The organism is Aliirhizobium wenxiniae (assembly GCF_019511445.1).
Classification (GTDB): domain Bacteria; phylum Pseudomonadota; class Alphaproteobacteria; order Rhizobiales; family Rhizobiaceae; genus Neorhizobium; species Neorhizobium wenxiniae_A.
On record NZ_JAEUAN010000009.1, the window covers coordinates 196,141 to 217,460 of the forward strand.

At 59.9% G+C, this 21,320-nt stretch carries 24 protein-coding genes and 1 pseudogene; 4 read left to right on the forward strand and 21 right to left on the reverse strand.

All coding sequences use genetic code 11. From position 1 onward, the window contains the following. Positions 1-186: 186 nt before the first annotated feature. The 7 genes from aztC to JNB91_RS31630 all read right to left on the reverse strand — a co-directional run bounded on the left by aztC (position 187) and on the right by JNB91_RS31630 (position 6,797). On the reverse strand, positions 187-1,125 hold the full coding sequence (aztC, locus tag JNB91_RS13425; protein WP_220326021.1) for a zinc ABC transporter substrate-binding protein AztC: 939 nt from the start codon (positions 1,123-1,125) through the stop codon (positions 187-189). Positions 1,126-1,150: 25 nt separating this feature from the next. Further along, positions 1,151-2,026 carry a zinc ABC transporter permease AztB gene (aztB, locus tag JNB91_RS13430; protein WP_220326022.1) on the reverse strand — a complete coding sequence of 292 codons (876 nt, stop codon included), beginning with the start codon at positions 2,024-2,026 and terminating at the stop codon, positions 1,151-1,153. Beyond that, positions 2,023-2,835, reverse strand: coding sequence for a zinc ABC transporter ATP-binding protein AztA (gene aztA / locus JNB91_RS13435; RefSeq protein ID WP_220326023.1), 813 nt, complete (start codon positions 2,833-2,835; stop codon positions 2,023-2,025). The genes aztB and aztA overlap by 4 nt, the downstream gene beginning before the upstream one ends. 290 nt (positions 2,836-3,125) lie before the next feature. Further along, positions 3,126-4,004 (reverse strand): ABC transporter ATP-binding protein, encoded by an 879-nt coding sequence (locus JNB91_RS13440; protein WP_220326024.1) that lies wholly within the window; start codon positions 4,002-4,004, stop codon positions 3,126-3,128. Further along, on the reverse strand, positions 4,001-5,062 hold the full coding sequence (locus JNB91_RS13445; RefSeq protein WP_220326025.1) for a FecCD family ABC transporter permease: 1,062 nt from the start codon (positions 5,060-5,062) through the stop codon (positions 4,001-4,003). The genes JNB91_RS13440 and JNB91_RS13445 overlap by 4 nt, the downstream gene beginning before the upstream one ends. Then, complete coding sequence (locus tag JNB91_RS13450; protein WP_220326026.1) at positions 5,059-6,108, reverse strand: FecCD family ABC transporter permease; 1,050 nt, start codon at positions 6,106-6,108, stop codon at positions 5,059-5,061. Before JNB91_RS13450 ends, JNB91_RS13445 begins: the two co-directional genes overlap by 4 nt. Beyond that, the gene (locus JNB91_RS31630) at positions 6,105-6,797 is read right to left on the reverse strand and encodes a siderophore-interacting protein (protein ID WP_220326027.1); all 693 of its coding nucleotides are present in this window, start codon (positions 6,795-6,797) and stop codon (positions 6,105-6,107) included. The genes JNB91_RS13450 and JNB91_RS31630 overlap by 4 nt, the downstream gene beginning before the upstream one ends. A gap of 69 nt (positions 6,798-6,866) precedes the next feature. Between JNB91_RS31630 and JNB91_RS13460 the strand changes: the two are divergent. Continuing rightward, positions 6,867-7,354: pseudogene (locus JNB91_RS13460) on the forward strand (gluconokinase). An 82-nt stretch (positions 7,355-7,436) separates the two neighbouring features. Here the strand turns inward: JNB91_RS13460 and JNB91_RS13465 are convergent. The 6 genes from JNB91_RS13465 to JNB91_RS13490 form a co-directional block, all read right to left on the reverse strand. Further along, a complete protein-coding gene (locus tag JNB91_RS13465) occupies positions 7,437-8,111 on the reverse strand; it encodes a 4-carboxy-4-hydroxy-2-oxoadipate aldolase/oxaloacetate decarboxylase (RefSeq protein ID WP_220326028.1) in 675 nt (224 codons plus the stop codon). A gap of 108 nt (positions 8,112-8,219) precedes the next feature. Beyond that, positions 8,220-9,056, reverse strand: coding sequence for an ABC transporter substrate-binding protein (locus JNB91_RS13470; protein ID WP_220326029.1), 837 nt, complete (start codon positions 9,054-9,056; stop codon positions 8,220-8,222). Positions 9,057-9,092: 36 nt separating this feature from the next. Next, the gene (locus JNB91_RS13475; RefSeq protein ID WP_220326030.1) at positions 9,093-9,860 is read right to left on the reverse strand and encodes an amino acid ABC transporter ATP-binding protein; all 768 of its coding nucleotides are present in this window, start codon (positions 9,858-9,860) and stop codon (positions 9,093-9,095) included. After that, positions 9,857-10,615, reverse strand: a complete 759-nt coding sequence (locus JNB91_RS13480; RefSeq protein ID WP_220326031.1) for an amino acid ABC transporter permease — start codon at positions 10,613-10,615, stop codon at positions 9,857-9,859. Before JNB91_RS13480 ends, JNB91_RS13475 begins: the two co-directional genes overlap by 4 nt. Continuing rightward, entirely contained in the window at positions 10,612-11,319 is a 708-nt protein-coding gene (locus JNB91_RS13485; protein WP_220326032.1) for an amino acid ABC transporter permease, read from the reverse strand. Before JNB91_RS13485 ends, JNB91_RS13480 begins: the two co-directional genes overlap by 4 nt. After that, positions 11,316-12,089: an SDR family oxidoreductase gene (locus tag JNB91_RS13490; protein WP_220326033.1), complete on the reverse strand. Its 774-nt coding sequence runs from the start codon at positions 12,087-12,089 to the stop codon at positions 11,316-11,318. Before JNB91_RS13490 ends, JNB91_RS13485 begins: the two co-directional genes overlap by 4 nt. Positions 12,090-12,321: 232 nt before the next feature. On the opposite strand from JNB91_RS13490, the gene nac reads away from it, so the two are divergent. Beyond that, a complete protein-coding gene (gene nac / locus JNB91_RS13495) occupies positions 12,322-13,227 on the forward strand; it encodes a nitrogen assimilation transcriptional regulator NAC (protein ID WP_220326034.1) in 906 nt (301 codons plus the stop codon). A 23-nt stretch (positions 13,228-13,250) separates the two neighbouring features. Here nac and JNB91_RS13500 read toward each other — a convergent pair whose 3' ends face one another. Genes JNB91_RS13500 through JNB91_RS13530 form a run of 7 tightly spaced genes read right to left on the reverse strand, consistent with a single transcriptional unit; the run spans position 13,251 to position 19,199 of the window. Next, positions 13,251-14,453, reverse strand: coding sequence for a pyridoxal phosphate-dependent aminotransferase (locus tag JNB91_RS13500; protein WP_148144140.1), 1,203 nt, complete (start codon positions 14,451-14,453; stop codon positions 13,251-13,253). A 55-nt stretch (positions 14,454-14,508) separates the two neighbouring features. Further along, positions 14,509-15,276 carry a LamB/YcsF family protein gene (locus JNB91_RS13505; RefSeq protein ID WP_220326035.1) on the reverse strand — a complete coding sequence of 256 codons (768 nt, stop codon included), beginning with the start codon at positions 15,274-15,276 and terminating at the stop codon, positions 14,509-14,511. Between the two features lie 15 nt (positions 15,277-15,291). Continuing rightward, the gene (locus JNB91_RS13510; protein ID WP_220326036.1) at positions 15,292-16,287 is read right to left on the reverse strand and encodes a 5-oxoprolinase subunit C family protein; all 996 of its coding nucleotides are present in this window, start codon (positions 16,285-16,287) and stop codon (positions 15,292-15,294) included. Further along, a complete protein-coding gene (pxpB, locus tag JNB91_RS13515) occupies positions 16,284-16,991 on the reverse strand; it encodes a 5-oxoprolinase subunit PxpB (protein ID WP_220326037.1) in 708 nt (235 codons plus the stop codon). Before pxpB ends, JNB91_RS13510 begins: the two co-directional genes overlap by 4 nt. Beyond that, positions 16,988-17,401 (reverse strand): biotin/lipoyl attachment domain-containing protein, encoded by a 414-nt coding sequence (locus tag JNB91_RS13520; protein WP_220326038.1) that lies wholly within the window; start codon positions 17,399-17,401, stop codon positions 16,988-16,990. Before JNB91_RS13520 ends, pxpB begins: the two co-directional genes overlap by 4 nt. Continuing rightward, complete coding sequence (locus JNB91_RS13525; RefSeq protein ID WP_220326039.1) at positions 17,398-18,768, reverse strand: acetyl-CoA carboxylase biotin carboxylase subunit; 1,371 nt, start codon at positions 18,766-18,768, stop codon at positions 17,398-17,400. Before JNB91_RS13525 ends, JNB91_RS13520 begins: the two co-directional genes overlap by 4 nt. Beyond that, complete coding sequence (locus JNB91_RS13530; RefSeq protein ID WP_220326040.1) at positions 18,765-19,199, reverse strand: acetyl-CoA carboxylase biotin carboxyl carrier protein; 435 nt, start codon at positions 19,197-19,199, stop codon at positions 18,765-18,767. Before JNB91_RS13530 ends, JNB91_RS13525 begins: the two co-directional genes overlap by 4 nt. A gap of 325 nt (positions 19,200-19,524) precedes the next feature. Between JNB91_RS13530 and JNB91_RS13535 the strand changes: the two genes are divergently transcribed. Next, complete coding sequence (locus JNB91_RS13535) at positions 19,525-19,785, forward strand: type II toxin-antitoxin system prevent-host-death family antitoxin (RefSeq protein ID WP_220326041.1); 261 nt, start codon at positions 19,525-19,527, stop codon at positions 19,783-19,785. Then, positions 19,775-20,197: a hypothetical protein gene (locus JNB91_RS13540; RefSeq protein WP_220326042.1), complete on the forward strand. Its 423-nt coding sequence runs from the start codon at positions 19,775-19,777 to the stop codon at positions 20,195-20,197. Before JNB91_RS13535 ends, JNB91_RS13540 begins: the two co-directional genes overlap by 11 nt. Before the next feature lie 237 nt (positions 20,198-20,434). Here the strand turns inward: JNB91_RS13540 and JNB91_RS13545 are convergent, their stop codons facing one another. Then, positions 20,435-21,316: a ribokinase gene (locus JNB91_RS13545; protein WP_220326043.1), complete on the reverse strand. Its 882-nt coding sequence runs from the start codon at positions 21,314-21,316 to the stop codon at positions 20,435-20,437. Positions 21,317-21,320: the final 4 nt, after the last annotated feature.

The following is a 21,320-nucleotide window of genomic DNA, read 5'->3' on the forward strand; positions in this document are numbered from 1 at the left end:
CGCCGACGAAGACGCGGTACAGGGTGACGCTTTCCTCATCGTCATGCGCAAAGGCAGCCGGGCCGCTGAGGCTGACCGCGATCGCCAGGGCGGATGCGCCCGGAATCCAGTGTTTCATATCCATCTCTCCTTAATGATATTACGTAACATTCACAGGCCGAATTTTGCCAACCCGAATGAGTTTTCTCAGCCCTTGTTGATGGCCGAGACGAGGGTTTTGACGTTGTAGCGCATCATATCGATATAGGTCGGTGCGGGACCATCAGCGGGCGACAGCGCATCCGAATACAGTGTACCTCCGAGCGTCAGACCGGCTTCCGAAGCGATCTGTTCGACAAGGCGGCTATCGGCAATGTTTTCGGCAAAAACGGCGGCTGCGCGCTTTTCGCGGATTTCTCGGATCAGCGAGGCCACGTCGGCGGCCGAGGCCTCGGATTCCGTTGAAACGCCCTGCGGCGACAGGAAGGAAATTCCATAGTCACGCTCGAAATAACGGAAGGCATTGTGCGCGACGACGGCCACGCGATGATCCTGCGGGATCGCGCCGATCTGTGCCTTGATGTCGGTATCGAGGGCCGTCAGCTTTTCGGTATAGGCGGCGGCATTGGACTTGTACGTTGCGCAGTCGTCAGCGTCGGCGGCACAAAATGCCTTTTCGATGTTCTGGACATAGGTTTTGACATTGGCGACCGATTGCCATGCATGCGGATCATTCGGTGTCGCGTGGAAAATCGCCTTGCCATCGACGAAGTGATAGTGCCCGCCCTTGGGGTCGTTCAGAATGTTGGCGCCATCGGTGACGGTGGTGACCGGTGCCGCTGTCTGGCTCGCCTCGATCAGACGATCCATGAAACCTTCGAGCAGAAGGCCGTTGACGAGAATGACGTCGGCGCGCGCCAAAGCCATGGCATCGGCGGGGCGCGGTTCATAGACATGCGCGTCGCCATCCGGGCCGACGAGTGTTCTGAGTTCGATGTGATCGCCACCGACCTGTTTTGCCAGGTCTCCGATGATGGAGAAGCTGGCGACGACCGACAGCTTTTTGTCTTGGGCAAAGGCCGGCGTACCGAAGGCGCCGAGCGAAGCGGCTATGAGACCGGTGAGTAAGAGCGTCCGTTTCTTCATGGGTGTTTCCAATGGCAGTTTGAGATCAGGCGGTCCGGTGAACGGATCGCGGCAGTCGCGACAGAAGCAGTCCGCGGGGACTGGCAATCACGGAGATGAAGTAGATGGCGCCCGCAGACAGGATGATAGCCGGGCCTGATGGCAGCGATGCGTGATAGGACAACAACAGGCCCGACATCGACGACACAAGACCGATGGCAATCGCCAGCAGGCACATGGTCAGCACATGCTGCGACCAGAAGCGGGCGGAGGCTGCCGGCAGAACCATCAACCCGACCGACAGCAGCGTTCCGAGTGCCTGGAAACCGGCAACCAGATTGATGACCACGAGACCGAGAAAGATGAAATGCACCGGCGAACCGAGGCGGGAGACCGAGCGCAGGAACAGCGGGTCCATGCATTCGGCCACCAGCGCGCGCCAAAACAGGCCGAGCAGAAGCAGCGTGACGGCAGCCACGAGTGCAATCAGCGTCAGTGCATCATTGTTGAGCGCAAGCACGGTTCCGAACAGGACATGCATCAGATCGACGCTCGATCCGCGCAGCGACACCATCAGCACACCCAATGACAGCGAGATCAGATAGAAGGCAGCCATCGAGGCATCCTCTTTCTGCACCGTCAGACGCGCGACTGCCCCTGCCCCGAGCGCCACGAAAATGCCCGCGATCAGACCGCCGATCGTCATCGGCACGATCTGCAGCCCATACATGAGAAAGCCGGCAGCAGCGCCCGGCAGGATGGCATGCGCCATAGCATCGCCGGTCAGGCTCATGCGCCGCAGCATCAGGAATACGCCGACCGGGCAGGCGCTGAGCGAAAGCATCAGCGCGCCGCCAAGCGCCCTTTGCATGAAGGCAAACTCGATAAAGGGAAGGATCAGGGCGTCGTAGAGCATGGTCATGACTTGGACCCACCTACTACGCGCTGGAGGGCAACAGGGGCGTGCTCATGGTGGCGATGGTGATGGTGACCATGTCCAGCCGGTGCGCACCATGGGGCATTCTCGTCCCAGGCTTCATGATAGTGCCTCGCCCGCAGGAGATTTTCGGCGGACAGCGTCTGATGGACCTCACCCCACGCGACCGGCTGCCGCGCCAAAAGCAGGGCTTCCGGAAAATGCTCGCGCACAAGATCGAGGTCATGCACGACGACCATCACCGTGCGGTTCTCGCCATGCCAGCTTTTGATCAGCGCCACGAGATCGGTGATCGTGCGTGCGTCAACGGCGTTGAAAGGCTCGTCGAGCAGGATCAGATCGGCATCCTGCACCAGAACACGTGCAAATAGCGCCCGCTGCATCTGCCCGCCGGAGAGCGTGTCGATCGAGCGCTTTTCGAAACCTTCCAGTCCGACGGCCTTGAGCGCATTCGCCACGGCCTGCCGGTCTTCCGCCCGATGACGACCGAGAAGACCGCGGCGCGGCCAGAGACCGAGCGACACCAAATCAATCACACGAGCGGGAAAAGAGCGATCCAGTTCCGATTGCTGCGGCAGGTAGGCGAGCCGCGTACCCGCCGCGACCGAGCAAGCGCCATCCATCGGCCGCAACAGCCCGACTATCCCCTTCATCAAGGTCGACTTGCCCGAACCATTGCCGCCGACGACAGCCACAAGACTACCCTTGCGCACGACACCGTTCAGATGATGCACGGCCGGATGGCGGTTATACCCCAGCGTCAGATCGCTGAATGTCAGGCAGGCTTGGGACATCGACGCGCTTGCTTCCTGTTGCGGATGGCAGGCTACTCGATATGCCGACCGTTGTTATGTTATTACGTTTAGCATCGTTTTTTGGGAGTGCAATGGCATTTCGCATGTCGATCGACTTTTCCATCGCATCTTCAAAACGCCTCCATGCAACCAGGCCAAGTATTCAGTCCCACGGGGTGACGGCGACCGGAAACGCAAGCTCAAGCATGCAAGCGACAACCGCGCTGCCGAAATCGAGCGCGAACAGGCCGCGATGCGGGCGATGACAGGCCGCAAGGCGCTTCGGCAGGTTAGTTACGATGCTGCTCCATCGCCGGACGGCGGGATGTGTCCAGCTGTGTCACCTGCGATGCTGCCACCGCACCAAGCGCCTGCCGCCCCTTAGGCACGATTAGCGGCGTACCGGAGACAGGATCGGGGATGATGACGGACGGCAGGCCAAACACGTCTTCGACCAGCCGTTCGGTGACGATCGCTGACGGCTTGCCTTCGGCGACGATTGCACCGTCTTTCATGGCGATCAGGTTCGAGGCATAACGGCAAGCATGGTTGAGATCGTGCAGCACGGCGACAACAGTGCGGCCCTGGCCGTTGAGATCGGCCAAGAGGTCCATGAGTTCGATCTGGTGGGCGATGTCGAGGAAGGTCGTCGGCTCGTCGAGCAACAGGATCGGCGTTTCCTGCGCAAGTACCATTGCGATCCAGACACGCTGACGCTGACCACCGGAAAGCTCATCGACCATTCGGGCCGACAGGTCCGTGACGCGGGTTGCCTCCATCGCATCGATGACGGCGTCCTCGTCGGCTTTCGACCATTGCCGGAAGAGGGACTGGTGCGGATAGCGGCCACGCGCGACCAGATCGGCAACGGTGATGCCTTCCGGGGCAATCGAGCTTTGCGGAAGCAGGCCGAGGCGACGGGCGACGTCCTTGGCGGCAAGGTCGGAAATGCTTCTGCCGTCGAGGATCACCTGTCCGGGAGAAGGGGCAAGCAGGCGCGAAAGGGCACGCAAAAGCGTGGACTTGCCGCAAGCGTTCGGCCCGACGATCACGGTGAAGGAGCCTTCAGGAATGGCAACGGACAGGTTTTTGGAGATCGTGCGCTCGTCATGACGCAGCGTCACGCTGTCAGCGCGAACGCGACCAGACCCGAATTTGGAATTGGTCATTTGCGGCCCTCGCGTATCAATAACCAGACGAAATAGAGACCGCCGATGCTGACCGTCATGACGCCGACGGGAAGCTGGACAGCAAAGGCATGCTGTGCGGCCCAATCGGCGGCAAGCAGCAGAAGCCCGCCCGTCAGCGCGGACGGAATGAGGCCCACACCCGCCGTGCGGGTCAGCCGTCGAGCGATCTGTGGGGCAGCAAGCGCAATGAATGAGATCGGTCCTGCCGCCGCCGTAACAATGGCGGTCAACGCAACGCCGAGCACCATCAGCAGGAGCCGCGTGCGGTTGGCATTGACCCCGGAGGCCCGAGCTGCATCGTCGCCCATTTCCAGCTGATGCATGGGGCGGACGAGGATCAAAGTTGGAGGAACAACGACGCAAAGGACGATGGCGATTGGCAAAAGCTGCTCGAAACCGAGACCATTGAGCGAACCGGCTCCCCATATGGCGGCACTCATCGCAACCTGAAGGTCGGCCTCACGGATCATCCATGCGTTGAAGGCCGACAGCATCGCTGCAACACCGATCCCGACCACGATCAGGCGAAAGCCCTGCACGCCGCGCCGGTAGGCCAGAAGATAAACGGCCATCGCCGTAACAATGCCGCCGATCAGGGCGCCGACCGCTGTCTCGTAATAGCCGCCGGACAGAAGCAGGATGACCACCAGTGCGCCAGTATACGAACCAGCCGAAAAGCCGATAATATCAGGCGATCCGAGAGAATTGCGGGTGAGGCTCTGGAAAATGGCACCACTCATGGCAAGCGCGCCGCCGAGCAGGAACGCCAGCACGACACGCGGCAGACGCCATTCCACCACGATCATCCGAACCTGCTCGTCACCTTGACCTGCAAGAGCTGCCAACACCTCAACTAGAGCGACCGGATATTTGCCGCTTGCCAGCGAGAGCGCCGCAACGGCTATGGAAAGAGCGGCAAGCACAAGGCCAATGCATATTGAAAGCCCATCAAGCCGAACCGCCAGACCACCGCCAAAACGCCGCACGACCCACACAGAGCGGCCAAAATCGATTGGCAATGATACTGCATCTCTCATAGGCCGCTCACTTGTCTGCGCCGTGCCAACAGGATCAGCACCGGAGCGCCGACGAAAGCCGTGACGATGCCGGCTTCCAGTTCGCCAGGGAACAAGACCAGTCGGCCAACAATGTCGGCGGCAAGCAGCAGTACCGGCGCGTAGATCATCGTCAGCGGAATGATCCAGCGTTGATCCGGGCCGGTGAACCAGCGCACCACATGCGGCACCATCAACCCAACAAAGCCGATCGGACCGGCTGCAGCAGTTCCTGCTCCAGCAAGAAGCGTCACGGCAATCAGCGTGAGCATCCGGGCACGAAAAATGTTGGCGCCGAGCGAACGGGCCAGATCCTCGCCAAGCGCCACTGCATTCAACGGACGCGCAGCGATCAGTGCGACGAGCAGCCCGATCCCGATGAAGGGACAGACCGTCTCCACGACTTTCATATCACGCCCGGCAATCGAACCGATCGCCCAGAAGCGGATTGCGTCAAAGGTCTGGGGGTCGATGAGCGTAATGGCGGATCCGATCCCACCGAGAACGGCAGAGAGCGCCACGCCGGACAGCACGAGGCGAATGGGCGTCGCACCGTCACGGCCTGCCGCCCCAAGCGCGTAAACGGCAACTGTAACAAGGATCGCACCGAGAAACGCAAACCAGAGATAGGCGTCAATAGAATGGAAGCCGAACACGCCGACCGAAAGCGTTACGAAAAACGCTGCGCCAGCATTGACGCCGAGAATGCCGGGATCTGCCAGCGGGTTCCTCGTCGCTGCCTGTATCAATGCGCCGGACACACCGAAAGCCGCACCACTCAATAGACCGAGCAAGGTGCGGGGGAGACGATAATCGAGCACAATGATGTGCTCAGCCGAGTTTGCATCGTAAGACAGCAAGGCATCAACCGCTGTGGCAGGCGACACAGAACGCGCGCCGACAAGAATGCTGGCGACCAATGCCAAGGCCAGCAGGAAGAGACCAAACAGGAGGACAATGAACCTGCCCGCGTTACCCGCAACCTTGGCTCGTTCATAACCGGCAGCCGATACAGCAGTGCCGCTCATCCGCGCGCCTGACCTTCAATCCAGTAGCCGACCGATGTCAGACGCTCCTTGTCGAAGCCGAGATCGTCGCGGAAATGCTTGCGCGCCTCCGAGGCCGCCGTGACCTCACCGGCTATCCAGATGTAGCCCGGCCCATCGGGCAAGGTCACCGCCCGCGCAATGTCGAGGAGCCGGGTCGGCCGGTCGCCATGGCCGTAGCTCTCGTGCCAATTGAGGTCGAGTTCAGCCGCGCTGTGCAAGACCTGTCTGTCGCTGCAATGGGGAACCTCGACATGGGCGGTAACCCGGTATCCGGTAGGCAGTTCCTCCAGGATGCGGCCAACCGCCGGAAGGCCGGTGAAATCGGCGAAAAGGAAGATCCACTCGGTGTTTTCAGGCAGCTGGAAGCGGCCCTCGGGATTGGTAAGGCCGAGCCTGTCACCAATGCTTGCGGCAAGTGCCCATTCCGCCGCAACGCCGCCTTCATGCGCCACGAAATCGACGATCAGGCGCGACGAGCCGTCATGCCATTTCCGCACCGTGTAAGGCCGTGTGGGGCCGGCTGGCCTCTGCCATTTGCCGTCGGCGCAGGCGGGCAGCGTCACCACCCCTCCCCGGCTTTTCGGAAACAGCAGCCGAACCCATTCGTCCGGCCTGCCGCTGGAACGGAAGCGCTGGAGATCGTCACCGCCGAACTCGACACGGATCATCGATGGGCTGAGCCGGCTGGTGGCGACGACATCTGCGAAAAAGTAGTCATCCGGCGGCCCATCATCGTGATGGGCGTTGCCGGCTGCGGCAAGAGCTCGGTCGGCACACGTCTGGCGGAATCGCTCTCCCTCCCCATCAGGAAGGCGACGATCTTCATCCTCAGGCCAACATCGCCAAAATGTCGGTGGGAACGCCGCTCAACGACGATGATCGCTGGCCCTGGCTCGATCGTATCGGCGAAATCCTTTCCGATCACGCGACAAGCGGTATCGTCCTGACCTGCTCATCACTGAAGAAGGTATATCGTGACCGGTTGCGCACGGCGGCAGGCGGAAGACTTGCCTTCGTGTTTCTGGATGGCAGCAGGGCGCAACTGACCCAACGCATGGGCAACCGCGAAGGCCATTTCATGCCGACCAGCCTTCTGGAAAGCCAGCTCGCAACATTGGAGCGGCCTGATCAAGAAACCGGCGTCGTCGTCGTGAATATAGACAATACACCGGAAAAGATCACCGATCTGGCCATCGGCGGCCTTAAAGGGCTCGCAAGCAGATAGACAAAAGGGCGACCGCGAGGCCGCCCTTTCTTGATGTCACGGAAGGGAAGCTGTCGCGAACGACGCTTCCCTTTTTTGCGTTTCAGATGTCGACGATCAGGCCCTTGGCCTTCAGCACGGGCTCGAGATTGCTGACCTCGACCACCGACTTGCCTGCCTTGTAGGCTGCAATATAACCGGATTCGGCATCTTCGCGCGCCTGGGAAAGCTTTGCCACGTCTGCGACTTCGCTGCGGCGAACGACAACCAGACCATCCGCATCACCTACGATCACGTCGCCCGGATTGATGATCTCACCGCCGACTATGATCGGGTCATTCGTCGTGCCGATCGTTTCCTTGACTGTGCCCTTGATGCAGGTGCTGAGCGAAAAAACCGGGAAACCGAGTTCGCGAAGCTGCATCGTGTCGCGCACGCCGGTATCCGTCACGAGACCACCGATACCCTTGGCGAGGCAGGCATTGGCCAGCACGTCGCCGAACGAGCCGGCTTCTTCATATTCACCGGCCGAAACGACGATGATGTCGCCGGGCTTGGCATAGTTGATCGCTAGCTGCAGCATGATGTTGTCGCGCGGCGAAGACTTCACCGTGAAGGCCGGACCACAGAGTTTCATCCGGTAATGGACCGGCTTGAGGCGCGACGAGAGAGCACCGCGGCGGCCCTGCGCTTCATGAATGGTGGCCGGCGAAAATTTCGCAATCGCCGCCAGGTCCTCCTTGGAGGGACGCTCGGGAATGTCTTTGATATGTACCATTGCAGGCCCTCCTCGTGGCCATAGATAAACCGTACGGCGGCATGGCTGCCGCCGTCGGCAATTGTCGGATTGTCGTCTTGGATCAGAAGGCGCTATGCGCCATTCAGATTACGGGATCGGGTCGAACTTCAGTTCGGAAAGCGGAACGACCTTGTCGGTGCGGGTCATCTTGTATTCGGTGCCCTGACCGAGCCACTTGTCCCAGATCTTGTTGATCTCGCCATCGGCATCCAGCTTGCGCAGGATTTCGTTGACCTTGGCGGTCAGCGCCGGCTGGTCCTTCTGCATGCCGATACCGATCGGCTGGTACAGCATCGGCTCCTCGATCATGCGCATTTCCTTGCCGCGGGTCTTGGACTCGTTGACGAACTTGGTCGTCGTCATCGTGTTGGCGACCATGCCGCGGGCCTTGCCCTGCTGCACGGCGAGATAGGCGGATGCAGTATCCTGGAAGGTCAGCGGCTCGGACTTGTTGAGCTTGATCGACATTTCGGACGTCGAGCCCTTGGCCGAGGCGATACGCTGGCCGACATAGTCGGCCTTGGCCTTGCCTTCGTCCGTCGTCGGAACAATCAACATTTCCTTGGCGAGATAGTAGGGATCGCTGAACTGGATCTGTTCGGCGCGGCTCTGGGTGTAGGCGAGGTTTGCGACAGTGATATCGACGCGGCCGAGCTTGACTTCCGGCACGCGGGCTTCGACCGAAACCGGCTTTACTTCCGCCGTCACGCCAAGTTCCTTGGCAATCGCGTTGCAAAGGTCGACGTCGAAGCCGGCCATTTCGCGGGTCTTCGGATCCGGCGCCGAGAAGGGGGGCACGTCGGCAAAGGTTGCGCAGCGCAGCTTCTTGGCCGACAGGATGTCGGCAAGCTGGTCGGCCTTGGCAGGCGCGACAACGGCGACGCTTGCGGCGAGTGCTGCGAGAGTTGCGAATTTCCAGTTCATTTGCTGTTCTCCATTGTTATTTTATGAGGAAGGCAGTCAGTGCCGCAGATCAGCGAGGAAGCGCTGGGCACGCGGATGTCGTGGATTCTTGAAAAACTCTTCGGGAGGAGCGGTTTCGAGGATTTCGCCTGCGTCGATGAACCAGATGCGGTCAGCGACATCGCGGGCAAAGCCCATTTCGTGAGTGACACAGAGCATTGTCATGCCTTCGGCAGCAAGGCTCTTCATGACACTCAGCACTTCGCCGACCATTTCCGGGTCGAGCGCGCTGGTCGGTTCGTCGAACAGCATGACAGGCGGCTCCATGGCGAGTGCACGCGCGATGGCGACACGCTGCTGCTGACCACCGGACAGCTGGCCCGGATAGGAGTTGGCCTTGTCGGCAAGCCCGACGCGATCAAGCAATTTGAGAGCCTTGTCATGGGCCGTTGCCGGCGACACGCCTTTCACCCGGATCGGCGACATCGATACGTTTTCGACGACCGAAAGGTGCGGGAACAGGTTAAAACTCTGGAAGACGAAGCCGATACGGCTGCGCAACTTATTGAGTTCGCTTGCCCGCATCGGGGCATGGATATCCTGCCCCTCGAAGCTGATACCGCCACCGTTGATCTCTTCCAGACGGTTGACGGTGCGGATGAGCGTCGACTTGCCGGAGCCGGACGGGCCGCAGATGACGACAACCTCGCCACGTGCCACTTCGGCGTTGATATTCTTCAAGACCTGGTAATCGCCGTAGTTCTTGCAAACGTCGGCGATGCGGATCGCCGTGGCGGCCTGCGGTTCGGACACTGAGGTGCTCATAGCTGCTCCGTAATGGTTTTGAGGGGCGCGGCCTCAGCCGGAAGGCGGGCATTGCGCGGCCCGGCACGTCGGCGGGCTATCCGCCGCTCGACGCTGTTCGCGACATAGGTCAGGCTCCAGCAGAGGATGTAATAGACCACTGCGAGGATCAGGAAGACCTGGAAGGGTTGCGTCAGGAGCTGGTTGTTCACCTGGCTTGCCGCGAATGTCAGATCAGGCACGTTGATGACGTAACCGAGCGTCGTGTCCTTGATCGTCGAGACGAAGGTGGAAATCATGCTCGGGATCATGTTGTAGAGCGCCTGCGGCAGGATGACGAAGCGCATGGCGCCCATATAACCGTGGCCGAGTGCCCGTGCTGCATCCATTTGCCCCTGCCCCAGCGAAACGATCCCGGCGCGGACGACTTCGCTGAGGAACGCGCCCTGATAGATGACGAGCGTTACCAGCATGATAAGGAAGCTTGGAACATCGGCGCCGGTCCACAGCGGAATGACGAAATAGCACCACAGGATGAGCATCAGCAGCGGCACGCCGCGTGTGACGTAGACCAGGGCGGTCATCGGCCAGCGCAGGAACCACCACTTGGAGAGGCGGGCAAGCGCCATCAGGATGCTGACCGGAAAGGCGAGCGCGATGGCGAGCGCCGACAGGATCAGCGTATTGGCGAGACCGCCGAGCGGCCCGTTCGGATACTGCCCGATCAGAAGCAGTAACCAGTAGTCCTGGATGATGGTGATGAAATCCTGGATCATGCGCGTGCCCTCCGCGCCGGATCGGCTCGCATCGCGATATAGGCTCCGATCCCCATGATGATGAGCGAGAAGAACAGATAGGTCACGGTACCGATCATGTAGACTTCGAAGGTACGGAAGCTGATATTCTCGATTTCCTTCACCGCGTGGGTCAGTTCAGGCGCACCGATGACGATGGCAAGACTGCTGTTCTTGAACAGGGAAACACTGTGGTTGATCAGCGGCGGCAGCGCGTTGCGAACGCCTTGCGGCATGATGACGAAGCGCATGGCAGAGGCATAACCATGCCCGAGCGCCTTTGCCGCTTCCATCTGGCCCGGACTGACCGAACGCAATCCAGAGCGAAGGTCTTCGCTGAAATACGCCGCCTGGCAGAGACCGAGGCCGATGACTGCGAAGATCGCTTCCGCGTTATGGCTTGCCAGCCAGTCCGTCAGCCCCTGCGGCATCAGCGTGAATATGCCGAAATACCAGAGCATCAGCTGCACCAGCGTCGGCACGTTGCGGTGATAGGAGACATAGGCGGCGACGATCGGTTCACCGATACGCAGCGGCGAGACGCGCAGGGCGAGCAACAGGATCGCCAGCGTCATCGCCATCAGCCAAGAGCCGAAATAGATGATGAAAGTCATCTCGATGCCATGAACAAGCATCGAGACATATTCCGGATTTGTCAGGATCGCCGAAAGATCGAACCCGCTCACCGCTTGGCCCCTTCGGGAGTGGCGGCCGGCGTCTGCGGCTTTGCCGTCTGCAGACCGCCCATGACCTGAAGCGTCGGGGTAATTTCCATGTGACCGATATTGACGGCGACGGGTGCCGCGATCGCAAAGGCGATCGCATCGGCAATATCGGAAGCCTGAGGCAGCTCGAAACCATCGATGAACCGCTCGCGGATCGATGGATCATTGCCGTGGACGTGATTGAAGATGTCTGTCGCGACGCGGCCGGGGCAGACCTCGGTGACACGAACGCGCTTGCCGAACGTGTCGATACGCAGCTGGTTCGACAGCATGGCGACACCGGCCTTGACGGCATGATAGGTCGAATTGCCGCCGAAATTGTAATTGCCGGCAATCGAGGAAATGTTGATGACGTGGCCACGGTCACGCTCGGCCATGCCGGGAACGACCATACGGCAGAGATGCAGGACAGCCCGCAGGTTGACGTCGATCAGAAGATCGATATCGCCGTCTTCGGCTTCGAGAAACTTCTTGGGACGATCAACACCGGCATTGTTGATGAGAATGTCGAAGGGGACCCGCCCGGTGAGTTCTGCAAGAGCCTCGCGATTGGTCACATCGACGGCGTGGGGAATGCAGCCGGTACGGGCTGCCAGTATGCGCAATGGCTCGGCACTACGTGCGACCGCATGGACTTCGAGGCCTTCGCGACAAAGTCTTTCGACGACAGCGGCGCCAATTCCGGAAGAGGCACCAGTCACCAGAGCAGTCTTGTAATCGGAAAACGGCATTGAACTCCCCTTTTGTTAACACGAGACTAGCGAAGCTTTTTTCGCTTGCCTAAGACCGATTAGTTTTGGGCTAATAAGGAAGCGTTATGGAGCTTTTCCAACTTGGCCTACAAGACGGTTTGCGCGTTACAAATCAATCGGCTAAGGTTTATGGCCGCTCGCAAAAATTCCTGCCCGGCAGGCATGGCGGCCGTCCACTTAATGCGTTCTCAACACGGCAGCATCTACCAGCATGGATATCCGGCGGCTCAAATCCTTCATCGTCATTGTCGATAGCGGCAGCATCACACGCGCCGCCGACATTCTGCATCTCGCGCAACCGGCACTCAGCCAGCAACTTGCAGCACTTGAGGATCACTTCGGCCAGAAGCTTCTGATCCGCAGCCAGCAGGGCGTGACCATGACTTCCGCCGGTCAGGCGGTATATCGCCACGCGCAGATCATCCTGAGGCAGATGGAACAGGCGCAATCCGATGTTGCGACTGCCGGAAAATCTCTCGCTGGTCGTGTCTCGGTTGGCCTGGTTCCGTTCAGCAGTGCTGCGACCCTTTCGGTCGAATTATTGGCGGAAACGCGAAAGCGCCATCCGGGCATCCTGCTGCATCTGACGGAAAGCGTCGGCCAGACCTATAGCCAGATGATCATGAACGGGCGGCTGGAAATGGCGCTCATCCACGGCGTCGGCCCGATCAAGGGTGTGCGTTTCGAACCGCTCTTGAAGGAAGAATTCTTTCTCGTCGCGCATCGGGATTTCGAGATCGAGGAAAGCGATGCGCCGGTTCCCGTCACCGCGCTGGAAAGCCTGCCATTCCTGATGCCGCCGGCCTATAATTTCGTCCGCCGCGCGGTCGACACCGCGTTTTCACGCAGCAAGGTCATTCTGAACGTGGTGGCGGAAGTCGAAATCGTCCGCACACTTAGCCGCTCAGTCGATCGGGGGCTTGGGGCGACGATCATGCCCAAGGCGATTGCCGACCGGTTGATTGCCGAATCCAGCGAAAAACTGATCTGCCGCCTCGTATCCCCACGCATCGAGGAGACTTTGTCTCTGTGTGTATCCGATCAGACGCCGCTGTCGGAACCGGCAATTGCAGTCAGGGATATTCTCGTCGAACTGACGGCCAGGCTGAAGGCCTGACCGTCAGAACCAGCTGAAGCCGATTATTTCATGTCCTTGCAGTACTGGGCGATACGGTTGCAGCCCTCTTCCAGCATCTCCATGCTTGTCGCGTAGGAAATGCGGAAATACGGGCTCATGCCGTAGGCCGCACCCTGTACGGTCGCGACATGGTGCTCTTCCACGAGGCCCATGACGAAATCGACATCGGTCTCGATCTTGCGGCCACCCTTGGTGGTCTTGCCGATCAGTTCGGACATGTTCGGGAAGATGTAGAAGGCACCTTCCGGCTTGTGGGCGCGCAGGCCCTCGATTTCGGCCAGACGGCCGAGCACGTAATCGCGGCGCGTCTTGTAGATCGACGAACGTTCCTTCAGCAAATCCTGCGGACCATCGAGTGCTGCAACAGCCGCCGCCTGTGTCAGCGTCGAGGTGCCGCCGCTGTTCTGGCCGTTGACATTGCTGATCGCAGCAATGAGGTCTTTCGGCCCACCGCAATAGCCCAGACGCCAGCCGGTCATGGCATAGGCCTTGGACACGCCGTTCATGGTCAGCACGCGGTCATAAAGGCGCGGCTCGACTTCAGCGATCGTGCAGAATTCGAAATCATCGTAAACCAGATGCTCGTAGATATCGTCGGTGAGGATCCAGACATGCGGGTGGCGCAGCATGACTTCGGCAATCGCCGCCATTTCGGCACGCGAGCAGGCCGCCCCCGTCGGGTTGTTCGGAAAGTTCAGGAACAGCCACTTGGTGCGCGGCGTGATGGCTGCTTCCAGATCTTCGGCGCGCAGCTTGAAACCGGCATTTTCCGGGCAAGGCACCGATACCGGTACGCCACCGGCGAATTTGACGATATCCGCGTAGCTGACCCATGACGGTGCCGGGATGACGACCTCATCGCCTGGATTGCAGGTAGCAAGCACGGCGTTGAAAATGACCTGTTTGCCGCCGCCCGACACGACGATCTGGTTCGGCTCGTAGGTCAGGTTGTTCTCGCGCTTGAACTTGCGGATGATCGCCGCCTTCATGGCAGGGGTGCCGTCCATGGTCGGGTATTTCGTGTCGCCAGCGAGTGCTGCAGCGTAAGCGGCCTCAATGGCATGCGGCGGGGTCGGGAAATCCGGTTCGCCCGAAGACAGGCTGACAACCTTGATCCCCTGCGCGGCCAGTTCACGGGCGCGCTGGGTCATGGCGGCAGAGGCGGAGATGGAGACATTCTTCAAACGATCGGCAGTGGCGGGCATGGTCTGGTCTTCCGGTTTTGAATTCTGGGTGGAAAGGGAAAACAGGTTACGGCTTTCAGCCGGCAATCTCTGATGCTGGAGCAAGCGTTCCGCCGGCAGTCTCGATCTCGCTACGGACGATCCGCGCCAGTTCGAGCGAACCCGGCGTGTCGCTGTGAACGAGAATGGATTTTGCCGGCATGTCGATGATCACTCCGTCGATCGTGGTAACGGTGCGGTCTACGAGGAATTGGCGCACGCGAGCGCGTACGGACACTTCATCCTTGACCAAAGCACCCGGCAACCCGCGGGCAACGAGACGCCCCTGCGCGTCATAAGCGCGGTCGGCGAGGAATAGCAGCAGGGTCTTGAGCGATGTACGCTTGGCGGCAGCCTCGATTTCACTTCCCGGCATGGCAAAGATAATCAGTTCCGGATCGACAGCGCGGATCGCGTCCATCATCAGGTCGGCGAGCTTCGGGTCGCGGTTGACCATGTTTCCCATGGCGGCGTGAAAGCTGAAATGCGCGACGCGCTGGCCTTCGCTGGCGGCAATAGCCTTCAGCGCCCCCAGTTGGTAAAGCATCTGCTGACGTAGTTCATCGGCGGAATAAGGAATTTCGCGACGACCAAAGCCGGCGCGATCCGGCAGGCCGGGATGCGCGCCGATGCCGACACCGTTGGCCTTGGCCAGACGCACCATGCGGGCCATCGTATCGGGATCACCGCCATGGAAACCGCAGGCTATATTGGCCGACGACACGACCTTCATCATCGCTTCGTCGTCACAGAGACTGTAGGGGCCGAACCCCTCGCCCATATCGGAATTCAGATCGATCTTCATTCCTTCCTCCCTCGCTTATTTCATCGCCTGCAATGCGCCACAGACCATGCGCGACGTCTTGCCGACATCGTCGATGAAACCGACCACGGCCCTTTCGACTTCGGCCGCCTGCGCATGCGTGACACGGACGAAACGAAGCCTGCTGCCGATACGTGCCTGACCGAGACGCCAAAGGTCGGCCTCGATCACGCCGGCAATTTTTGGATAACCGCCGGCCGTGTTGGCATCCGCCATCTGGATGATCGGCTCGCCGCTCGGCGGCACCTGAACGACACCGGACACCACGCCATGCGAGCGCATCTCGACTGGCGTCGTCGGCTTGATCGGTTCGCCCATCAGGCGGTAGCCCGTACGGTCGCTCTGGGTGGAAATCTTCCATGTCTGTGACCAGAAACGCTCGGCATCCTCACCGAACAGCGAATGTTCTCCGGCGGGAATGGCACGAACGACAAGCGCCCCATCCTCGTGGGCAGGATAGACATCAGACAGCGCATAGGTCGGATCGACAACGGCAAGGCCCGTTGCGGGGAGGTTCAGCGGCGCAGAGACCTCACCCAGTTGCAGGACGTCGCCGGTGATCAGAAAGCGTCCTTCGTTGCCGCCGAAAGCGCCACGAAGCGACGTGCTGCGCGATCCCATAACCGATGCGACATCGATGCCGCCGGCAAAGCAGATATAGGCGCGTGTTGCAACCCGCGGCTGGCCGAGTTCCAGCACCTGCCCGCCACCGACCGAGAGCGCGCACCAGGGCTGAACCGTCCGACCGTCGATCGAAGCACCGCAATCGGCGCCCGTCACGACAAAAGCCGTCGCCTTCGAAAAACGAAGCTTGAACGGATAGGTCTGGATTTCGAGAACAGCCGCGCCGGTTTCATTGCCGAGCAGGCTGTTGCCGATCTTGAGCGCCAACGGGTCCATCGCGCCACTGGCGGTCACGCCGATATTGCGGAAGCCTGGACGGCCAAGGTCCTGTACCGTGTTGAACGGTCCTGTCTGGATGATCTCTATCATAGCTCTATGCTCGCTGGCACGAAACGCACGGTATCGCCCGGCGCCATCACGGCAGGCGTGGCCGACATCGGGTCGAACATCTGCAATTCGGCAAAGCCGATCGAATTCCAGCCGTTCGGCCCGGTCAGGACGGCGACCCCTGTCTGCATGCCACCGATGGTGACGCAGCCGCGCGCCATGTTGAGCGACGGCACGGTTTTGCGCGGCATGTAGATGCGCGGATCAAGGCCGTGGAGGTAACCGAAACCCGGAGCGCTGCCGAGCGCGAACACTCGGTAGGTGCCTTCGTAATGAATACGGACGACCTCATGGTCGGAAAGGCCCGACCTGTCGCAAAGTGCGGCGAGATCTGTCGCATGTTCGCCGCCATAGGTGACGGCAATCTCGATCGTCCGACCGGCAAGATCGATGCTTTCCGCCTGTTCCCAGGCCTCCAGCAGGCGCAAGGCGAGAGCTTCCGGATCTTCTGGCGTCACCGTCAGCACGACAAGAAGGTTGGTCATGCCAGGCACGATCTCGAGTGTCTCGCTCCACAATTCCACGGCGCGGGACAAGGCCCAGATTCGCCGCTGCGCAGCAAGGTCGAATTCACCCGTCGCTTCGAGAAGAAAGGCACGCGAACCGATCGGGGAAACGCGGGCACCATTGCGGTCAAGCGCAAGCGCTTCGACGGGCTGGATGATCTTTGCGGCTGAGGCACTCATGCTTCTGGCTCGATTTCTGCAATCGGATCGCCGAAACCGACGATCGTTCCGGGTTCAACGAGATGGCGGCGCAGGCGCTTCGCCGGACCGGCGACAACCGGCAGCAGGATCGGGCCTACCCGCAGGAAGCCGACCGTGTCGTTTGCCGCAGAGACAGCCGGCACGCCCGTGCGAGACAGATCGGAAGGCCAGAATTCACCGGCCATCGGCGCTTTCACGATCGATACTGCGCCTGCCGCATTCGCCTTTTCGGAACGCAACTGGCGCACCGGCCCATTTGCTGCCCCCAAAAGCCGAATCAGCAGGCTCTGGTCGCGTCGGGTGATCTCAATGCCATCGACGCCGGCAGCTTCAAGCGCTGCGGTCAGCCGTTCGATGATAGCGGGGTCGCTCAAATCCGGCTTGGTCATGCTGCCACCCGCGTCTTCAGCCACTTTTCTAGATAATGGATATCCGTCTCACCCTTGGCGAAGGCGCCATCGTCGAAGAGTTCGCGCAGCAGTGGCAGATTGGTCGCAATGCCTTCCAGCTTGAAGGACGCCAAAGCCGCCCGCGTACGCTGCATCGCATCGGCGCGGTCGCGGCCATGCACGATCAGCTTAGCAATCAGCGAATCGTAATAGGGCGAGACCTTGTAGCCGGCCTCGACATGGGTATCGACGCGTATGCCTTCGCCGACAGGTAATTCAAGTGCAGTGATGAGACCCGCCGACGGCATGAAGGTCGCAGGGTCCTCGGCATTGATGCGGCATTCGATGGCGTGGCCATTGCAGGTCACATCGCCCTGCGCCATCGACAACACTTCGCCCTGCGCCACACGCAATTGCTGCTGGACGATATCGACGCCGCTGGTTTCCTCAGTCACCGGATGCTCGACCTGCAGGCGAGTGTTCATCTCGATGAAATAGAAAGCGCCGTCCTCATAAAGGAATTCGAAAGTTCCAACCCCACGATATCCGATCTGCTGGCACGCCTTGACGCAGGCAGCACCGACCGGGCCGATCAGTGTATCGGAAATGCCGGGAGCCGGCGCTTCTTCGACCACTTTCTGGTGGCGACGCTGCATCGAGCAGTCACGATGACCAAGCCAGACGGCATTGCCATGTGTGTCGCAGAGAACCTGGATTTCGATATGGCGCGGATGCTGGAGAAACTTTTCCATGTAGAGCGCAGGCGTGCCGAACGCCTTGCGCGCTTCCTCGCGGGTCAAGGACACCGCCTCCAGTAGATCGGCCTCATCCAGCACGACGCGCATGCCGCGCCCGCCACCACCTCCGGCCGCCTTGACGATCACAGGATAGCCAATTTCAGCGGCAATCGCCCAGATTGCCGAAGGTTCGGAGGGAAGTTCCGTATCCGGCCCCGGCACACAGGGCACGCCAGCCGCGACCATGGCGCTCTTGGCGGCAATCTTGTCACCCATCGTGGCGATGGCATCGGCATCCGGACCGATGAAGGTCAGGCCCGCCCCTTCTACCGCCGCCGAGAAGCGGGTGTTTTCCGAAAGAAATCCATAACCCGGATGAACGGCACCGGCACCGGTAAGGCGCGCCGCCAGCAGGATTGCATTCTGGTTGAGGTAGCTTTTCGAGACCGTGGACGGACCGATGCAGATCGATTGGTCGGCGCTTCGGGCATAGGCGGAATCGCGATCCGCCTCGGAACAGACGACAACCGCCTTCAAGCCCATCTCGCGGCAGGCACGAACGACGCGCAGGGCGATTTCACCCCGATTGGCAATCAGAACCGTATCGAAACGCTGTTGTGGCTGCATCATGCGATCTCCGCCAGCATGTCGCCAACCTCGACCTCCGCGCCTTTCACATCCGTCAGGCGCGTGATCTTACCGGCGCGCGGCGCCGCGATCCTGTTGAATACCTTCATCGCCTCGATGATGAAAAGCGTCTGGCCTTCGACGACCTGGTCACCGACAGCAACGAAGGGCGGGTCGCCGGGAGCCGAGGCGACATGCAGCACGCCGAAGATCGGCGCATCAACGACCGTACCAGAATGCGATACGCCAGTTGCGGCATTCGTGGTCTGCGCCGCCTGCTCGCGTGTTCCGCCAGCTTCGGCAGCAGAGGATGACGAAGCGCTTGAGCCGTCACGGAATATTCGCACGGTCGTGCCATTTTCGGTCACGGTCAACTCGGTAATGCTGGACCTGCCGACGAAATTTATGAGTGTTTCTATCTTTGTAAGGTCCATGCCTCGGTCCATGCGTAAGCTGCGTCAGGAAGTGTCACAGAGATCGAGCAACGGCGATCACAGGCCATTGTGGTAACATAGGCGATGGCGTGATGGGGTCAGACGAACTTTCAATGGAGTTGCAATGTATGCCATTGGCCCCACGGTCTTGAGTGGATCAGAACCCTCGGCCGATAATTTGATAGTCTCGTTTTCGCAGCGCAGATCTCGGCTTTATATTTTCTATTCAAACAAATGCGCTCGTCACTCCGTCAACCTTGAAAAGTGAAATATCTTGATAATCTGGAAATTCCAGATATTATGGATACCAGTTCGGAGATTGCTTATGCGCCATTACACGACGGGTGACCTCAACAAACAGGTCGGAGATGTCACAGATGCGGCAAGCCGTGAGCCGGTAGTTCTCACCAAACACAGGAAGCCACGCTTCGTCTTAATGAGCTATGAGCATTATGAACGACTGCGAACCGGGGGCGACCCCCGCAAGCCTCATCTAGCTTCAGAAATGCCAGATGAGCATGTAGATCTGTTTAGCGCGGAAATCGATCGGTTGGCGCATGGTGAAGGGTACGGCGATGAGCCGTGATTTCGTTCCCGGTCAGATAATCAGCTATCCGTATCTATGGAGCTGGCAGGATGAGCGTGGTGAGACTGAAGGACGTAAGTCGCGCCCGACCTGCGTGGTCGTTGCGGTTCGGAGTGCCAAGGACGGTCTAACCCATCTAGCTCTTCTCGCAGTGACAACGCAACCGCCACAGACCGACCGCGCCGCTCTAGAAATCCCTGATACGGAGGCACATCGAGCCGGCCTGAGCGATCTGAAGCGCTGTTGGGTGATCGTCGATGAGTACAATTACGATGTGGCTGAGCGTTCTTGGTATATCGAGCCAGACGAGAAGACACTCGGTCGTTTCAGCAAGGCGTTCATGATGAGGATTGCGGCCGCCTTTGGCGAAGCTTCGAGAAATTCAGGCCGCCGGATAAACCGAATGGATTGAATTGCTAGGTTCGATTTTCGCGAGTTCACTACCCGCCACCATTCCCGCTAATCGTGAAGCCGACACGCCGGACAAGGGCGGCTTGCTCTTGAAGGGGTATGAACCATCGACCCAGAAATTCAATTTGCGAGGTAAAGTCCTCGGACATGACCGAATTTCATCTCATCACCACTCTTCAGCCAGACTGGGTAGGCTTATAGACGATACGTTGCCATGAATGAGCCGGATCGTCGTTGCCTACCGCGAAAGAGCACTATCTGTCTCGACATTATCAGGAATACTCATCTGGCTACCCGCTCGTGAACACGCCAGGCCTGCCGCAACGGATGCCCGCTCCATCGCGGAATTGAGCGGCAAGCCACGATCCAGTCCTGCCGCAAGAACGCCGACAAAGCAGTCGCCGGCCGCGGTCGTATCCTTCACATCAATCTTCATGGCCGGTATACGGATATACTCGCCGACGGCAAATGCCTCTGCCCCTTCTCCTCCAAGCGTGCGTAGTACGCCCGTGCCAAGCCGAACCGCGAGTGCCTCGGCATGGGCATCGCAACCAAGCCAGCCGCCAAGCGCTTCGGCCTCGTCTTCGTTGACGACGATGATGTCGCAAAGAGAAAGCACCTTCTCATCCAGCGGAAAAGCAGGTGCGAGATTTAGAACGGATGTTGCATGCGACTTACGGACACGGCGGATCAGCTTTTCCACCTCCGCCACATCGTTTTCCATCTGCATCAACACGACATTCGCCTGTTGCAGAAGCTGCTCTTCCACGGCCTCAGACGAGGCGACCAGATTGGCGCCGGCAGCAACCACAATCATGTTGCGGCCTTTGGCATCGATATGAATTGAGGCGTTGCCGGTTGGCTCGTCCACACGAGCGACACGGCTGGTATCCGTCGCAGCAATCAAATTCTGCAGACCGACTTCCGCCAGACTATCGTTCCCGACGGCCCCGACCATCACCACCTCGGCGCCATCGCGGGCCGCTGCCAGCGCCTGGTTGGCGCCCTTGCCACCGGATTCCGTGCGGAACCGTTTGGCAAGCAGAGTCTGGCCCGGTTGCGGCATTTCCTCGGCCTCGTAGACGAAATCGACATTGATGGAGCCGAATGTGATAATCATGGCA

Coding starts and splice junctions, on each gene's coding strand:
- aztC (WP_220326021.1), bottom strand. CDS start 1,125: ATGAAGAAACGGACGCTCTTACTCACCGGTCTCATAGCCGCTTCGCTC.
- aztB (WP_220326022.1), bottom strand. CDS start 2,026: ATGACCATGCTCTACGACGCCCTGATCCTTCCCTTTATCGAGTTTGCC.
- aztA (WP_220326023.1), bottom strand. CDS start 2,835: ATGTCCCAAGCCTGCCTGACATTCAGCGATCTGACGCTGGGGTATAAC.
- JNB91_RS13440 (WP_220326024.1), bottom strand. CDS start 4,004: ATGACCAATTCCAAATTCGGGTCTGGTCGCGTTCGCGCTGACAGCGTG.
- JNB91_RS13445 (WP_220326025.1), bottom strand. CDS start 5,062: ATGAGAGATGCAGTATCATTGCCAATCGATTTTGGCCGCTCTGTGTGG.
- JNB91_RS13450 (WP_220326026.1), bottom strand. CDS start 6,108: ATGAGCGGCACTGCTGTATCGGCTGCCGGTTATGAACGAGCCAAGGTT.
- JNB91_RS31630 (WP_220326027.1), bottom strand. CDS start 6,797: ATGATCCGTGTCGAGTTCGGCGGTGACGATCTCCAGCGCTTCCGTTCC.
- JNB91_RS13465 (WP_220326028.1), bottom strand. CDS start 8,111: ATGGTACATATCAAAGACATTCCCGAGCGTCCCTCCAAGGAGGACCTG.
- JNB91_RS13470 (WP_220326029.1), bottom strand. CDS start 9,056: ATGAACTGGAAATTCGCAACTCTCGCAGCACTCGCCGCAAGCGTCGCC.
- JNB91_RS13475 (WP_220326030.1), bottom strand. CDS start 9,860: ATGAGCACCTCAGTGTCCGAACCGCAGGCCGCCACGGCGATCCGCATC.
- JNB91_RS13480 (WP_220326031.1), bottom strand. CDS start 10,615: ATGATCCAGGATTTCATCACCATCATCCAGGACTACTGGTTACTGCTT.
- JNB91_RS13490 (WP_220326033.1), bottom strand. CDS start 12,089: ATGCCGTTTTCCGATTACAAGACTGCTCTGGTGACTGGTGCCTCTTCC.
- nac (WP_220326034.1), top strand. CDS start 12,322: ATGGATATCCGGCGGCTCAAATCCTTCATCGTCATTGTCGATAGCGGC.
- JNB91_RS13500 (WP_148144140.1), bottom strand. CDS start 14,453: ATGCCCGCCACTGCCGATCGTTTGAAGAATGTCTCCATCTCCGCCTCT.
- JNB91_RS13505 (WP_220326035.1), bottom strand. CDS start 15,276: ATGAAGATCGATCTGAATTCCGATATGGGCGAGGGGTTCGGCCCCTAC.
- JNB91_RS13510 (WP_220326036.1), bottom strand. CDS start 16,287: ATGATAGAGATCATCCAGACAGGACCGTTCAACACGGTACAGGACCTT.
- pxpB (WP_220326037.1), bottom strand. CDS start 16,991: ATGAGTGCCTCAGCCGCAAAGATCATCCAGCCCGTCGAAGCGCTTGCG.
- JNB91_RS13520 (WP_220326038.1), bottom strand. CDS start 17,401: ATGACCAAGCCGGATTTGAGCGACCCCGCTATCATCGAACGGCTGACC.
- JNB91_RS13525 (WP_220326039.1), bottom strand. CDS start 18,768: ATGATGCAGCCACAACAGCGTTTCGATACGGTTCTGATTGCCAATCGG.
- JNB91_RS13530 (WP_220326040.1), bottom strand. CDS start 19,199: ATGGACCTTACAAAGATAGAAACACTCATAAATTTCGTCGGCAGGTCC.
- JNB91_RS13535 (WP_220326041.1), top strand. CDS start 19,525: ATGCGCCATTACACGACGGGTGACCTCAACAAACAGGTCGGAGATGTC.
- JNB91_RS13540 (WP_220326042.1), top strand. CDS start 19,775: ATGAGCCGTGATTTCGTTCCCGGTCAGATAATCAGCTATCCGTATCTA.
- JNB91_RS13545 (WP_220326043.1), bottom strand. CDS start 21,316: ATGATTATCACATTCGGCTCCATCAATGTCGATTTCGTCTACGAGGCC.